We start from the raw sequence: 13,754 nt of genomic DNA on the forward strand, positions 1-13,754 counted from the left end.
TCGCTCAGATAATGGCCGGTCAGTCCAACCGGACGCCTTCGCGCTGCAGTCTTTCGCGCAACACGTCAATTTCAACCGTCAGATCACTGCGGTCATCCAATAGCATTTTGCGCGTACGCGCGGCGAAATTCTGTTCCAGATCGTCCAGCAAAGCAGAGTAATCCGCAAGCGCCTGCGCATCGCGGGTTCGGGCGTAGACGTCCGCAAACTTGACGGTCGCGTCCCGTGCGCCCTGCAAATACACGGTCAGGTACTTTCTGGCACCGGCCAGATCGCGGGGGTCTTCTTCGACTGTGCGGAACAAGTCCCGCGCAGTGTCCTGAAACCGTTCGACGCGGGCTTCGACCCTGCGGTCACCCGCGCGTTTGATGGCGTCCGTCATCTCAGACAGATGTTTCTCGGCATCGTCGACGACGCGGGCCACGCGATCCTGCTGAAAGGTGTCGATCCCTTCCATGCCCTTATCCTTCATCGGATCAATGCCGAATGAGACCGAGTGCAAAACGGTAGCCGCCACTCCAAAAAGCACCGGGGCCAACAAGCTGGCTTGTGCCGCAGTTTCTGCATCCAGAAACTCGGTCCTGTATGTGGCTAGCCCTGCACCCAGGCCCGTTAGAATGCTGGCAAATATCTTGCGCGGAAAAGCAGGCCGTCGGGCGGTCTTTCGGGCGTTATACGCGGCTTCGGCCCGCAAACCTTCGCGCAGCAGGAACGCGGCAGCTGTCAGGATACCAGCTGCGATCAGACCGATGGTCATGCCGATCGCGCCATCGTTCAGCGACAAAAACACCAAAGGAATGGCCGGAAGAAACAGAAGATTGGCACGGGCACCAGCGGGCTCGACCCGTGCACCGTCAAACTGTCCACGTGGCACAGGTGTATCGTCTGAGGTATCGCCCTGCGGGCTGTACTTGCCGCCAAACCGCTTTGCCATGGACTACAGCCCCCCGAGCAGGCCGGTGCAGACACCAAGCAATAGCAGCAACAAAACAGCGTAGGCGAGTTTTTGCACTCCGCTTCCGGACATCACGCCCCCCAAACAGCACCATTCCCTGAAAATTTAGGGGATGCGCGGGCTTAGCGCTAGGGGGAAGGTTGACGAACCTGCATCACTTGCGAGGTTTCTTGCCGATCGGTGCCCGTTTTCTTTGCGGTCGCGCCGGGCGCTTGGGTGCAGCATCTGGTTTCGCGTCTGCGTCCAGCCCAAGTTGTTCACGCATCACTCGGCGACGCACCTCTTCCACTTCACCCTGTTTCAGATCGCCCAACTGGAACGGACCGTAAGACACGCGCAAAAGGCGGTTTACTGTGAACCCGATATCTTCCATCGCACGGCGGATTTCGCGGTTCTTGCCTTCCCGAAGGCCAATGGTCAGCCAGGCATTAGCCCCTTGCTGGCGGTCAAGTGTAACGGTCATCGGCTGAAACCGCTCTCCTTCGATCACCAGCCCTTTGCGCAGTGGCTCGAAATCTTCATCTTTCGGTCGGCCATTCACCCGCACGCGATATTTGCGCAGCCAACCGGTCGAGGGCAGTTCAAGCTTGCGCTTGATCCCGCCATCATTGGTCAGCAACAGCAAGCCTTCGGAGTTCAGGTCCAGTCGCCCGACGCTCATCACCCGTGGCATGTCTTCGGGTAGCTTGTCGAAAATCGTTTCGCGGCCTTTTTCGTCGCGCGTGGTTGTCACCAATCCCGCAGGCTTGTGATACAGCCACAGGCGCGAGGGTTCCGGTTCCGAGACGGGCTTGCCATCAACAACGATCTTGTCTTTTGCCGTGACGTTCAGGGCAGGGCTGTTGATGGTCTTGCCATTCACGGCCACACGACCTGCTTCGATCATGCGCTCAGCCTCACGCCGCGATGCGATGCCAGCACGGGCCAGGACTTTGGCGATCCGGTCGCCGGGAGGAGGGGTCTTGTTCATGTCAGGCCCATAACCCATCCGGCGCGCTTGCGAAAGGCAGGTTTCTGATGCAGTCAGGGGCATGGTGTTCAAATCGCATATGGAGCAAGCCCTGGCCGAGGCGCGCGCAGCAGCAGATCGCGGCGAGGTGCCCGTGGGGGCAGTTCTGGTTGGTCCAGACGGAAAGGTCGTGGCTGCGGCTGGGAACCGGACGCGCGAGTTGAATGATCCAACGGCCCATGCAGAAATCTTGGCTCTGCGCGAGGCCTGTGCAAAGGCGGGGTCTGAGCGGCTGCCAGAACATGATCTATACGTGACGCTGGAACCCTGTGCGATGTGCGCCGCGGCCTTGGCGGCCGCGCGCATCCGGCGAATCTACTACGGCGCGGCTGACCCCAAGTCGGGCGGAGTGGCCCACGGCGCGCGCGTGTTTTCGCACCCGCAGGCGCATCATGTGCCCGAAGTCTATGACGGGATCGCCAGTGAAGACGCAGCGGCGCTTTTGAAAGACTTCTTTGCATCCCGCCGCAAGGACGTGCCGGACTGAAGCCCAGCCTACAGTTTGATGGGCTGCATCACCTCTGGCTCGATCACATCGACACCCGGAAGCTCGTCGACCAGCACCTGTGCAGACTGTTCGAGGATCGGGAAGGTCTTGTAGTGGCACGGAATAACCGTCTTGAAATTGAAGTATCGCTTGGCGGCATAGGCGGTGGCCTTCATGTCCATGGTAAAATGCCCGCCAGCTGAAAGGATCCCGATATCGGGTTTGTAGTAATCCCCCATCCAATCCATGTCAGCCATGATGTCTGTGTCGCCGGAGGCATAGAGCATTTTTTCCTCAGCAGCGATCATAAAGCCGACCTCACTACCGCCGGTGCGCAAACCGTCGGGCGTTGAAAAGGTAGAACTATGAGAGGCCGGGACCATTGTCACCATGACCCCGTTCAGGTTGACTGTGCCGCCCTTGTTGAAGCCTATCGTTTCTATTCCTTCGGCTTCGCTCCAATACCCCATCAGGTCATATTGCCCGACAACGGGGATTTTCAGATGTTTGGCCAGGGGCAGTACATCAGCCACATGATCAAAATGTGTATGAGTCAGAAGGATATGAGTCGCACCGTCCAGCGCGGCATCGTGCTGATCTTCGGGCAAGACCGGATTGCCGGTCAGCCAGGGATCGATCAATAGAACCTGCCCCTGCGTTTCAATGCGAAAACTGCCATGTCCCAGCCAAACAATATTCATTCCCAATTTCCTCCCAAATGGTGTCTTGGCAGTAGCCTAGCATCGGCTATGTAAAATTCCATGGACTGGATTCGAGAAATTGATGGCTATTGTGAACGTTTGTCACCGGAGTATTGGGCCGAGCCAATCAATGCGATTACAAACGCCGCCTTTCTGATTTCTGCTTGGCTTATGGGGCGGCGGGTGCGCAATCAGGACATGCCGCTGGCCATGATTCTGGTCGCGCTTTTGGCGATGATCGGAATCGGCAGCTATCTGTTTCACACGCATGCGCAGGCCTGGGCAGCGTTGGCAGATATAGTGCCGATCCTTCTGTTCATTCTGGTCTATATCTTTGCAGTGAACAGGGACATCTGGCGGATGTCTTCGCCGTTCGCGCTTGGGGGAACAATGCTCTTTTTTCCCTATGCTGCCGCGACCGTTCCACTGTTTCAGCTTTTTCCAGGGCTCGGCGGATCGGCGGCCTATGCGCCGGTCCCGTTGTTGATTCTGATCTATGCGATCCTGTTGCGGGGCCGTGATCCAATCCTGGCCAAAGGGTTGGCAATCGGAGCGTTGATCTTGATCCTGTCGATCACGTTCCGCGCACTTGATTTGCCGGTTTGCGGGCACTGGCCACTGGGTACGCATTTCATGTGGCACATCCTGAACGCCATCATGCTGGGCTGGATGATCGAAGTATATCGCGCGGCCCTGATACGGGGCCGCTTTTCAGCAGGTCTTAAAGCCTGAGAGCCGGGCGGGGCGATCCCTTTTAACTATCCTCTAATCAAGGAGTATCAGCCCCCGTATTTAGGTCGGTCCTGACTCAATCCTGAAAGGCGGCGGCCAGATGGTCGGGCAGGTCGAACTCAGCCAAAACCCGCGCACGGCCGTCGGATGACATCTTACGGGCAGTCTTTTCAACGATGCTCTGGATTTTCTCAGCCGAGCGTTTTGCGGCAAAGGGTTGGAAATACCATTTCAGGAACACAAAGCAGATTACATCTTCCAGCGCCTGCACCTCTTCATCGCGCTTGATGCCTTGCTTGCGCAACATGCGTCCTGCGGCCTCGACCTGTTCAGCGTCATAACCTTCACGCGTCATCAAACCCATGACCACCTCGGCGTGGTGCACAGCCTGCGCCTTGCGCCAGGCCAGATAACCTGCGCGGCCTTCTGGGTATTCGCTGCGGGCGAGTTTCCACCTCTCTACATGTTGGCCACGCGCCGCAATCCGTAAGGCGTCAGAGGCGTTCGGAAACAAACGGTCCAGCTCGGCGGTCATGCGTTCGCCGTAAAGCTGCGCTTCGGGCCGGCCGTCGTCGAGGTTGGGGTCATGTGCATTGGCTGCATCGATTGCGTCCAGAACCGCTTGTTTTTGCGCGCTCATTTCTAGCTCCATTGGCTTAGCTGCGCCACGAGAGTCCCGCGGCCGTTTTGGTCGTGTCGCTCATGCTAACGGCTCGCCATGGGAGATGCATCCTCGAAAATGCAAAGGGCCGGGTCAGAGAGGGGAAATCTGACCCGGCCGAGACCTGCGCTTTATTTGGCAGGTTTAACCTGATCCTGTGTGACGGGTTCCGCGACGGGGGACGGGAAGGTCAACGTGCGTGTCAGGTTGCTTGTGTCGATACCCAAAGCCATGGCCGGTGCGGCCAAAAACGTGGCGGACAAGACTGCGGCTGTGATCAGGGATTTCATTTTGTTTCTCCGGTTTGCGTTGTGTCGCATAATTCAAAATGAACAGAATAGTTTAGTTTTCAAGGTCGAAAATGAACTAAACAGTTTACTTATTTGTATATCCCTCATTCAGTTTTGAATGGCAGGTGAAAGACCGGGAATTTGAAACTCTGACCTGCCCGTGGCGCAGCGGTCTTGCGACTGCCGCAACAGACGGGTAAACGCCCCATAACGTAGATGAGGGAAGCCGATGTCGATTGACCAAAGCACCGCCGCCAAAGTGGCCAAACTGGCCCGGATCAAGGTCGAGGATGACGCGCTGCCGGCGCTGGCATCCGAATTCAACACCATCCTGGGTTTCATCGAGCAACTGAACGAAGTGGATGTCGAAGGGGTCGAGCCGATGGTTTCGGTCACGCCGATGCGCCTTAAGCGCCGTCAGGACGAAGTGACTGATGGCAACCAGCAAGACAAGGTTCTGGCCAATGCCCCCGACGCGCGCGAAGGGTTCTTCGCAGTCCCCAAAGTGGTGGAGTAAGACATGAGCGATCTGAACAAACTGGGCCTGGCCGAGGCCCGCGACGCGCTGCGCAAAGGTGACGTAACCTCGGTCGAGCTGACCGAATCCTGTCTGAAGGCCATTGATGAGGCCGACGCGCTGAACGCTTTTGTCCATAAGACGCCCGAAATCGCGCTGGAGCGTGCCAAAGCAGCGGACCAGCGGATCAAGGGTGGCGATGCGCCGTCCATCTGCGGCCTGCCGATTGGTATCAAGGATCTGTTCTGCACCAAGGGCGTGCCGTCACAAGCCGCGTCGGGTATTCTTGAAGGCTTCAAGCCTGAATACGAATCTACCGTGTCGCAGCAATTGGCTGATGCTGGTGCGGTGATGCTGGGTAAGCTGAACATGGACGAATTCGCCATGGGCTCGTCCAACGAAACCTCTGTCTATGGCAATGCGGTCAGCCCGTGGCGCCGTGGCAATGATGATGCACAACTGACACCCGGTGGTTCGTCGGGCGGGTCAGCCTCTGCCGTTGCGGCAGATCTGTGTCTGGCCGCGACCGGCACCGACACGGGCGGTTCGATCCGCCAGCCTGCCGCGTTTGTGGGCATCACGGGTATCAAACCCACCTATGGCCGTTGTTCGCGCTGGGGCATCGTTGCGTTTGCATCCTCGCTGGATCAGGCAGGTCCGATGACCAAAGATGTGCGCGATGCGGCCATCATGCTTGAGGCGATGTGCGGACATGATCCCAAGGATTCCACCAGCGCCGAGTTGGCCGTGCCGAATTTCGAGGCGATGCTGACTGGCGATATCAAAGGAAAGAAGATCGGTATCCCCAAGGAATACCGCATGGACGGCATGCCGACCGAGATTGAAAAGCTCTGGGCCGAAGGGGCTGAGATGCTGAAAGCTGCTGGGGCCGAGATCGTCGATATCTCGCTGCCGCACACCAAATACGCACTGCCTGCGTATTATGTGATTGCCCCGGCCGAGGCGTCCTCGAACCTGGCCCGCTATGACGGTGTTCGCTATGGTCACCGCGCGCAGCTGGCACAGGGCGACGGCATCACCGAGATGTACGAAAAAACCCGCGCCGAAGGTTTCGGTCACGAGGTGCAGCGTCGTGTGATGGTCGGTACCTATGTGTTGTCGGCAGGTTTCTACGATGCTTACTACAACCGTGCGCGTCGCGTACGCACCCTGATCAAAAAGGACTTCGAGGATGTATTCGCCGCAGGCGTTGATGCCATCCTGACCCCGGCAACCCCCTCGGCGGCCTTTGGCCTGGGAGAAATGACCGAGGCGGATCCCGTTCAAATGTATTTGAACGACGTCTTTACAGTGACCGTGAACCTGGCCGGTTTGCCCGGTATTTCAGTGCCTGCAGGGCTCGACAAACAAGGTCTTCCGTTGGGTCTGCAGCTGATCGGACGCCCGTGGGAAGAGGGTGATCTGCTCAACACCGCCTATGCGCTGGAAAACGCGGTTGGTTTTGTGGCCAAGCCCGGGAAATGGTGGTAAGCCTCGGGCATCTAAAGCACGAGATACGGAGCCAAGTGATGCGCGTTTTGCTTTTGGTCCCCGCCCTGACACTGGCTGCGGCCTGTACGGATGTCGCGCCGCTGACCAGCACTGGGTTCAATACGCCCGAATACCAGGCACAGCGCGAGGCGCAGTTGGCTGGGCAAGGCGCAGCAGGCAACCCGCTGCTGGCTCCTGTCGATGTGTCCCAGCAGCCGCTGGGCGCGCCCGGTTCGGCAGGCTTCGCAACCGGTGAAAACGCTGATATTGCCAATCAGGCCGCTGCAGCCTTGGCCAGCACGTCAGGGCAGGGCTCTGGCGTTGTGCCTGCGGCACCAGCGTCAAACAACAGCGCAATTTCCGACGAGCAGGACTTTGCGGCGGTGTCCGAACGGCGCAGCATCGAATCCGACGCCGCGCGGATCGAGCAAAACCGCCAGACCTACGAAGTTGTGGCCCCGACCGCCGTGCCAGAGCGCAGCGCAAGCGGTCAGCCCAACATCGTACAATACGCCCTTAGCACCTCGAACCCGGTCGGTACGCAGCTCTACAGCCGCGCAGGCTTTAACCTGCAGGCAAAAGCTCAAAGGAACTGCGCGCAATTCCCATCCCCCGATCAGGCACAGATCGAGTTCCTGTCAAATGGCGGGCCACAGCGTGATCGCAAAGGGCTGGATCCCGACGGGGACGGCTACGCCTGCGGTTGGGACCCAAGCCCGTTCCGCAGTGCCGTCAACAACTGAACTCTCACCCATTTGGCACCCGTCGCCTAACTTCGGCGAACGCCGAGACGGTCTAACGCCGTCTTTGATCGTGATTCATTACACAGCCATGGGCAGCGCGCAGGCAGCTCTGGAGCGTCTCTGTGACCCGAAGGCCGAGGTTTCAGCCCATTACCTGATCGGCAATGATGGAACGCTTTGGCAGATGGTGCGCGAAGAGCACCGCGCGTGGCACGCCGGGGCAGGGGAGTGGGATGGCAAGGACGACATAAATTCGCGATCGATCGGGATCGAATTGGACAACACAGGATCACATCCCTTTTCCGAACCACAAATGACGACGCTCGAAGCCCTGCTGCCTCGGATTATGAAAAATTGGTCGATCACTGCATCGGGTGTGATCGGCCATTCCGACATGGCTCCGGGCCGCAAATCAGACCCCGGTCCACATTTTGATTGGCAACGGCTAGAGCGGCAAGCTTTGGCAAAGCCACGCGGTCCAGACATCGCGTCAGCCTCACCAAGTCCGGGGGAATTCCGCGCCGCCGCGCGACGGGCAGGTTTCACTGCCCCGGTGGATGATGTTGAACTATTGGCGGCAGTTCGGCTGCGATTTCGCCCCTGGGCAAGTGGCTCGCTTGAAACCGCGGATATGAAGGTGCTCGCCCCGCCGGACACAGTAACCTGATCCGCTCTTCATCTGGCTAAAAATACCTCGGGGTTGAATTGGCCATAGGCCAAGAAGGGGCTGGCCCCTTTGCCCGCTTTCCACTCTTGACGTCGCAGGGCGCAAAGCCTACCCATCCCCGGCGCGGAGGGCCGGATGGCCGCTGGGGTCGCAAGGCCCGAGAGGAAAGTCCGGACTCCACAAGACAACGGTGCCGGGTAACGCCCGGGCGGGGCAACCCGACGGAAAGCGCCACAGAAATCAGACCGCCACACGTGTGTGGTAAGGGTGAAACGGTGGGGTAAGAGCCCACCGCGCCACTGGCAACAGGGGCGGCACGGCAAGCCCCACCGGGAGCAATGCCAAATAGGGTCCCCGCGCGGGATGGTCGGCGTCTGCCGATACCACCGCTAAGCGCGTCTTGGCCGAGAGGGACCGGGTTGGCAGCTTGAGCCGCGCAGCAATGCACGGCCTAGAGGAATGGTCATCGAAGGGGGCAACCCTGGAACAAGATCCGGCTTACAGGCCCTCCGCGCGTATTCCTTTACCCTCCGGGCGGTGTGTACGCTCCGGTCAGCCTGGCCGCTTTTTCAGTAATTGAAACAAACTCGTCAGCTGTCCAGGCGCGGACCGTTTCGACATTTGTCACCGCACCCGACGCCGCAACAGCCATGCCTACGGCCACAGCGTCGGTTCCGTCGGGGGCTTCGCTGATCACAACAACGTCGTTGCCGCCCGTTGTCATGTAAAAAGACAACAGCCTGCCGCCGACTTTCTCGAGCAAGGTTTTTACTGGGCCGGTGCGGTTCTCGGGCTTCTGCAACATGCCTTTGACGCCAGCTTGCGAGTAAGATGCATAAGTAATGAAAATTGGCATTGAAACCTCCGTGTTGTGACAATCAATTGGGGCCATTGCATCGGCTGGCCCCAGGGGCCGATTGGTGTCAGCTGCCGCTAAGAAACGTGGAAGTGATCAACCAAACACCTGCGCCAATCAGCGCCACACCCGAGACCGGAACCAGCCAGCGGGCAGTGGGCAGCAATTTTTCAAGCGCCACATAAGCGGCGATCCCGGCGATCCAGTAGAGGTTCATGATACCGCCGACGAACAGAAGCAGCATCAGCGCCCAGCAGCATCCCAAGCAATAGGTTCCGTGCAGGCCGCCTGTTCTGAACGCCCCCAAAAGACCGGGATGGTTGTGGTCAGCCAAAAATCGGGCAGGGCTTTGGCAATGACGCAGACACGCGGTCTTCAATTCTGAAAACTGGTAGATGCCTGAGGCCAGCAGAACGGTCCCCGCAAAAATGCAGGATCGGATTGTCATCATCGGTCCGTCAGACAGGCCGATGAGTTCTAAACCCCATTGCAAAGCGGTAGCGGCAAGACTGAAAGCCCCCCACGCCACGAGATAGCCCGACAGAAAGCTTAGGCCGTAAGTCGCGGTGCGCTCTTTGTCTGGACCAACGCGTTTGAGCGCGGTGAACAAAAGCACTGCAGGGGCAGCGCTTGGGGTCATCATCGCGATCATCATGACCCACCACATGAGAAAGATCAGCAGGGCATAACCGGTGCTCCAAGGCGTGGCAGAGCCCATGGTCATGGGCTCACCTATCGGGCCAGCCATCCGCGTCATCTCGATTGCGGACATGTTCATCCCAACCCCGGCGACCGTGTACCATGCGGCACACAGAATGATCAGAAAAACACTGCTCAAAACGATCACAGTGTCCTGCCGCAACAGCCGCTCAACTGCCCCGGCTTGGCCTGACGATTTCTGCTTGGTCATGAGACATCCAAAGCTATGCGCCCAATACGCCGTGACCCGAGATGTTCAGATGTGCCAGGTGGGCATGGGTGGCATCTAAAGTCAGGCTGATCTCGCTGCCGGTGGTTTTTGCCGTGCCCGAGGCAGCCTCGGCGTGGCGGTACTCAAATCCGTTTGGCAATTGGATCGATGCCCGATGGGGCGCCCCAGAGACGATGTGGGGTATCGGGTTGACCTCGACGTCGAAAACACCGGTGACTTTTGCATATCCAGTGCGATCTTCCCGGCTCCAGTCCAGTTCGATCGGTACGAATAAGGTTTCATGCTTGGTCGGAGCCATCGCGCTGAAGACGTACCAGAACGTGGCCATTTCGTCGGTGTCTTCTCCGGTCATGATCGCCTGCAACGCGGCCCGCTGACCGGCTGAGGCGCTTTCATCAATGATCAGTTGCATCTGACCGTTGCCTTCATGAATCGGGCCTGGCCAATGATAAACACCTGCCGCCCGAAGGCCGCCCAGATCGGTGTCACCATAGTGGCCGCTATGGATGTCAAAGACCACAACCGCTTCGCAATTGCCATGAGACGGCAGAACGCTGAACTGGCAAGGACAGCCGAAGTTGCAATTGCAATTGGCCAGTTCCTCGGCCTGGATAACCCATTCTGTCATGATAGCCCCCCAAGAAAAGTCGCATTAAAGAACTCTGCTCAACACAGGCCGGTCCTGTTGATGCTGCCTCGGCTATGAGCCTGAATTCGGCTTCTTGGATGCGAGACCGTATCACGAATCCGTGATATGGACAAACTTGATGGCGGTTTAGTCGTGCATTTTAGGCTTTATCGCAGGCCTTAGTCGCGTTGGGGTTGAACACTGTATTCGTCACTACATTCAAATGTTAGATTTGAGGTGCAGTTTTTTGATCCGGGAGGTTGGTTATGAGCTTTATGAAAACGCTGGCGTCTGTGGCCATTGGGTTTGCTGCGGCCAAGGGTATGGACAAGTATCAGAAGATGGGCGGCATGGCGGGCTTGCAAGACATGATGCAGGGCTCTGGTGGAGGATTTGGCATGGACCAGCTGGGCAAAATGGCCGAGCAGTTTGGCTTGCCCGGGGGGGCAGCGGGACTTCAGGACATGATGGGCAAGATGGGACTTGGTGGCAGTGCCGCCGGAGCCGCCGGTTTGGGCGGCTTGTTGAACGCCATGCAAGGGGCTGCCAAAACCGCCAACCAGCAGGCCGGTGATATGATGGAAACGGTGTTCAGCGGCACACCTGCAGGCGCAGCGATGGAAGCACAAGCCAAACTGATGCTGCGCGCCATGATTCAGGCGGCCAAGGCAGATGGCGAGCTGGATGATCACGAAAAAGAAATCATTCTGGGTGAATTGGGCGACGACATCAGCGACGAGGAACGGGCGTTTGTACAAGAGCAGTTGAACGCACCGATTGATGTCATGGGATTGGCGGCTGATTCTGGCGCGCCGCTGAGAGCGCAGATTTACGCCACGTCTTTGGCGGCTATTCGTCTGGATAACGCGCGTGAAGCGTCATACCTGCGGCAATTGTCCACTGCGCTGGGTCTTTCAGACGCGGAACGGGACCAGATTCACACCTTTATGGGCGCACCAACTCTGCCGGACTAACGCCGAGTGGGATTCCTGTGACTGCATCGGCCGATTGGCCTTGACATAGACGGTGCAGCGCGTAAAAGCGCACGCTCATAGGAATTCAACCGAAAGGCCCCTGCCTTTTCGGACGCAGGAGACAACCATGGCGAAGCCGACGACAATCAAGATCCGCCTGAACTCGACCGCGGGCACGGGCCACTTCTACGTGACCAAGAAAAACGCGCGTACCATGACCGAGAAAATGACCATTCGTAAATACGATCCGGTCGTTCGCAAGCATGTCGAGTACAAGGAAGGCAAGATCAAGTAATCTGCCGTTCCACGTGGACATTTTTTAAAAGGGCTCTGTCAGGCAGAGCCCTTTTTCTATTCTGCATCGCCGTCTTCTGCTGAGTAGATTGGACCAGATCGATCTGGGTCCGTTGCAGAGGCGCATCAGCGCGTGATGCAATCGCATCGGCTGCGGCTTGCTTTTTTAGGCGACCTGCAAGTACGCTTCAGCAAACCGCCACAAAATGTTGAGCGCCATGAAAAAAATCTTGTTGTCCACAATCGCCGTCCTGACCCTAGCGGCTTGTGAAGATCCGTTTAACCGCGAAGGTGTCGGATTTACCGGAATCGATGGGGAGCCACGCACGATCTCCGATGTACCGGGCGCCGTTGCCTTTCTTCCAGATGCGACCAACGTGCCTGCAGAGCTGGCGAAACTTCCAACTGTAACGCTGCGGGTCGATGAGACCGACCCATCCAAAGTCGCGTCAGTGGCAATCGACAACGGTGGGCAGACGCCAAATACAGCTGTTCAGCTAGAGGGCAGCGACACAGACCTGTTCCTCAGTACAGTCAATGTCAACGGCACTTTGTTCGGCGTTTTGCGTACATCTACGAACAGCGTAAAAGTCGATAACTCGATAGGGGTCGGCTTTGCGGAAGAGACTGAACGATTCACCGGATGCCTTCCCTCTGGCAATGTATTCCGCAAAGGAACTTCCGAGCGGAGTTCAGGTTTCGCCGTTCCGCTGAACTGTAGCTGATCACGTTTCGACTCGACTAATAAAACCCCGCCGGTCCGGCGGGGTTTTTCGTTTTCTTGCGACCCGAAGTTGTTTGTTGAAGCAAAGAAAAGGGCCGGTGAAAACCGGCCCTGTAATCATTGTCTTTTCGCAGCTGTTATTCCTGTTGGCCCATGAACATGAGCAGGAACTGGAACATGTTCAGGAACGAGATGTACAAGCTCAGCGCGCCGTCAAAGGCCGCCTTGTCCAGCCACTCCTGGTCGCCATGCGCAGCATGTGCGACGTAGGTGTTCTTGATGTCCTGCGTGTAGAACGCGGTCAGACCAGCAAAAATCAGGATGCCGATGGCGGAAATAGCCAGCATCATGACGCCAGACTGCAGGAACAAGTTGATGATCATTGCAACCAGCAGACCGATCACACCCATCATCAGGAAGGTGCCCATACCGCTGAGGTTACGCTTCGTGGTGTAACCGTAAAGGCTGAGGCCGGCAAAGGCGATTGCAGTCACCAGGAAGGTCTGCGCAATCGAGTAGGGCGTGAAGACCATGAAGATCGAGCTCATGGATACGCCCATGACCGCTGCGAAGGCGAAGAAGCCCAGCTGTACGGTTGCGGCCGAGCCACGACGCATCAAAGCGCCCCAGCCAAAGAAGATGAAGGCCAGAGGGGCGAACATTACAACCCACTTTAGTGGCGACAGGAACAGCGCACCACCGAGGCTGGTCAGATATCGATCAGCGCCGATCTGTGCTACGGCATTGGACGGATCGCTGGTTACTGCCAGACCTGCAATCGCCCAGGCCGCCAGTGCTGTAATCAGCATGCCTACGGACATTGTGCCGTAGACTTTGTTCATGTGGGCGCGCAGGCCCTCGTCAATCTCGGCGGCGCGCGCGCCGGATACCGTCCGGATCGTGTCGAATTGTGCCATCAAAGGGTCTCCCTTGTCGAATATCTTAGTCGCCCCGAGAGTGCGGGGCGGTTTCCCAGTAAATATCGGCAACTAGAGGCTATGTTTCAAGAGATTCCGGATGAAAACCGACTAAAACACGCAACAAATTTGGCGACGGGAGATGAAACACCACCCATCGCCTTCAAAATATGAGTT

The 13,754-nt window shown here is 57.8% G+C and carries 18 protein-coding genes and 1 other RNA gene; 10 read left to right on the forward strand and 9 right to left on the reverse strand.

What is annotated here, in order from left to right; translation table 11 throughout:
- Positions 1–19: 19 nt before the first annotated feature.
- Both I9187_RS13525 and I9187_RS13530 read right to left on the reverse strand, forming a co-directional pair.
- Positions 20–934, reverse strand: coding sequence for a 5-bromo-4-chloroindolyl phosphate hydrolysis family protein (locus tag I9187_RS13525; protein WP_171175538.1), 915 nt, complete (start codon positions 932–934; stop codon positions 20–22).
- A gap of 175 nt (positions 935–1,109) precedes the next feature.
- Complete coding sequence (locus I9187_RS13530) at positions 1,110–1,925, reverse strand: pseudouridine synthase (RefSeq protein WP_245223222.1); 816 nt, start codon at positions 1,923–1,925, stop codon at positions 1,110–1,112.
- A 61-nt stretch (positions 1,926–1,986) separates the two neighbouring features.
- Between I9187_RS13530 and I9187_RS13535 the strand changes: the two genes are divergently transcribed.
- Entirely contained in the window at positions 1,987–2,451 is a 465-nt protein-coding gene (locus tag I9187_RS13535) for a nucleoside deaminase (RefSeq protein ID WP_171175534.1), read from the forward strand.
- Between the two features lie 8 nt (positions 2,452–2,459).
- Here the strand turns inward: I9187_RS13535 and I9187_RS13540 are convergent, their stop codons facing one another.
- On the reverse strand, positions 2,460–3,152 hold the full coding sequence (locus I9187_RS13540) for a metal-dependent hydrolase (RefSeq protein WP_171237199.1): 693 nt from the start codon (positions 3,150–3,152) through the stop codon (positions 2,460–2,462).
- A 60-nt stretch (positions 3,153–3,212) separates the two neighbouring features.
- Between I9187_RS13540 and I9187_RS13545 the strand changes: the two genes are divergently transcribed.
- The gene (locus I9187_RS13545) at positions 3,213–3,884 is read left to right on the forward strand and encodes a ceramidase domain-containing protein (RefSeq protein ID WP_171175530.1); all 672 of its coding nucleotides are present in this window, start codon (positions 3,213–3,215) and stop codon (positions 3,882–3,884) included.
- Between the two features lie 76 nt (positions 3,885–3,960).
- Here I9187_RS13545 and I9187_RS13550 read toward each other — a convergent pair whose 3' ends face one another.
- Both I9187_RS13550 and I9187_RS13555 read right to left on the reverse strand, forming a co-directional pair.
- Complete coding sequence (locus tag I9187_RS13550) at positions 3,961–4,524, reverse strand: DUF4202 domain-containing protein (RefSeq protein WP_171175528.1); 564 nt, start codon at positions 4,522–4,524, stop codon at positions 3,961–3,963.
- Positions 4,525–4,676: 152 nt separating this feature from the next.
- Entirely contained in the window at positions 4,677–4,835 is a 159-nt protein-coding gene (locus I9187_RS13555; protein ID WP_171092527.1) for a hypothetical protein, read from the reverse strand.
- Between the two features lie 229 nt (positions 4,836–5,064).
- Here I9187_RS13555 and gatC point away from each other — a divergent pair, with 229 nt between their 5' ends.
- From gatC to rnpB, 5 genes are all read left to right on the forward strand, one after another.
- The gene (gatC, locus tag I9187_RS13560) at positions 5,065–5,352 is read left to right on the forward strand and encodes an Asp-tRNA(Asn)/Glu-tRNA(Gln) amidotransferase subunit GatC (RefSeq protein ID WP_171092525.1); all 288 of its coding nucleotides are present in this window, start codon (positions 5,065–5,067) and stop codon (positions 5,350–5,352) included.
- A 3-nt stretch (positions 5,353–5,355) separates the two neighbouring features.
- A complete protein-coding gene (gatA, locus tag I9187_RS13565; protein WP_171237200.1) occupies positions 5,356–6,843 on the forward strand; it encodes an Asp-tRNA(Asn)/Glu-tRNA(Gln) amidotransferase subunit GatA in 1,488 nt (495 codons plus the stop codon).
- A gap of 38 nt (positions 6,844–6,881) precedes the next feature.
- A complete protein-coding gene (locus tag I9187_RS13570; RefSeq protein WP_171175525.1) occupies positions 6,882–7,586 on the forward strand; it encodes a hypothetical protein in 705 nt (234 codons plus the stop codon).
- A complete protein-coding gene (locus I9187_RS13575; protein WP_348540105.1) occupies positions 7,570–8,253 on the forward strand; it encodes an N-acetylmuramoyl-L-alanine amidase in 684 nt (227 codons plus the stop codon). The genes I9187_RS13570 and I9187_RS13575 overlap by 17 nt, the downstream gene beginning before the upstream one ends.
- A 123-nt stretch (positions 8,254–8,376) precedes the next feature.
- An RNA gene (gene rnpB, locus I9187_RS13580) (RNase P RNA component class A) lies at positions 8,377–8,770 on the forward strand.
- 6 nt (positions 8,771–8,776) lie between these two features.
- Here the strand turns inward: rnpB and I9187_RS13585 are convergent.
- The 3 genes from I9187_RS13585 to I9187_RS13595 all read right to left on the reverse strand — a co-directional run bounded on the left by I9187_RS13585 (position 8,777) and on the right by I9187_RS13595 (position 10,668).
- Complete coding sequence (locus I9187_RS13585; protein ID WP_171175521.1) at positions 8,777–9,109, reverse strand: GYD domain-containing protein; 333 nt, start codon at positions 9,107–9,109, stop codon at positions 8,777–8,779.
- Between the two features lie 67 nt (positions 9,110–9,176).
- Positions 9,177–10,019 carry a DUF2182 domain-containing protein gene (locus tag I9187_RS13590; protein WP_171175519.1) on the reverse strand — a complete coding sequence of 281 codons (843 nt, stop codon included), beginning with the start codon at positions 10,017–10,019 and terminating at the stop codon, positions 9,177–9,179.
- A 13-nt stretch (positions 10,020–10,032) separates the two neighbouring features.
- Positions 10,033–10,668 (reverse strand): DUF1326 domain-containing protein, encoded by a 636-nt coding sequence (locus I9187_RS13595; RefSeq protein ID WP_171175517.1) that lies wholly within the window; start codon positions 10,666–10,668, stop codon positions 10,033–10,035.
- 266 nt (positions 10,669–10,934) lie between these two features.
- Here I9187_RS13595 and I9187_RS13600 point away from each other — a divergent pair, with 266 nt between their 5' ends.
- The 3 genes from I9187_RS13600 (at position 10,935) to I9187_RS13610 (ending at position 12,661) form a co-directional block, all read left to right on the forward strand.
- The gene (locus tag I9187_RS13600) at positions 10,935–11,642 is read left to right on the forward strand and encodes a DUF533 domain-containing protein (protein WP_171175515.1); all 708 of its coding nucleotides are present in this window, start codon (positions 10,935–10,937) and stop codon (positions 11,640–11,642) included.
- A 127-nt stretch (positions 11,643–11,769) separates the two neighbouring features.
- Positions 11,770–11,937, forward strand: a complete 168-nt coding sequence (gene rpmG, locus I9187_RS13605) for a 50S ribosomal protein L33 (protein WP_037309480.1) — start codon at positions 11,770–11,772, stop codon at positions 11,935–11,937.
- Between the two features lie 217 nt (positions 11,938–12,154).
- Positions 12,155–12,661 carry a hypothetical protein gene (locus I9187_RS13610; protein WP_171175513.1) on the forward strand — a complete coding sequence of 169 codons (507 nt, stop codon included), beginning with the start codon at positions 12,155–12,157 and terminating at the stop codon, positions 12,659–12,661.
- Positions 12,662–12,797: 136 nt separating this feature from the next.
- On the opposite strand, the gene I9187_RS13615 is transcribed toward I9187_RS13610, so the two are convergent.
- Positions 12,798–13,577 carry a Bax inhibitor-1/YccA family protein gene (locus I9187_RS13615; protein WP_171175511.1) on the reverse strand — a complete coding sequence of 260 codons (780 nt, stop codon included), beginning with the start codon at positions 13,575–13,577 and terminating at the stop codon, positions 12,798–12,800.
- Positions 13,578–13,754: the final 177 nt, after the last annotated feature.

This window comes from Ruegeria sp. HKCCE4148, from assembly GCF_017872495.1.
Taxonomy (GTDB): domain Bacteria; phylum Pseudomonadota; class Alphaproteobacteria; order Rhodobacterales; family Rhodobacteraceae; genus Ruegeria.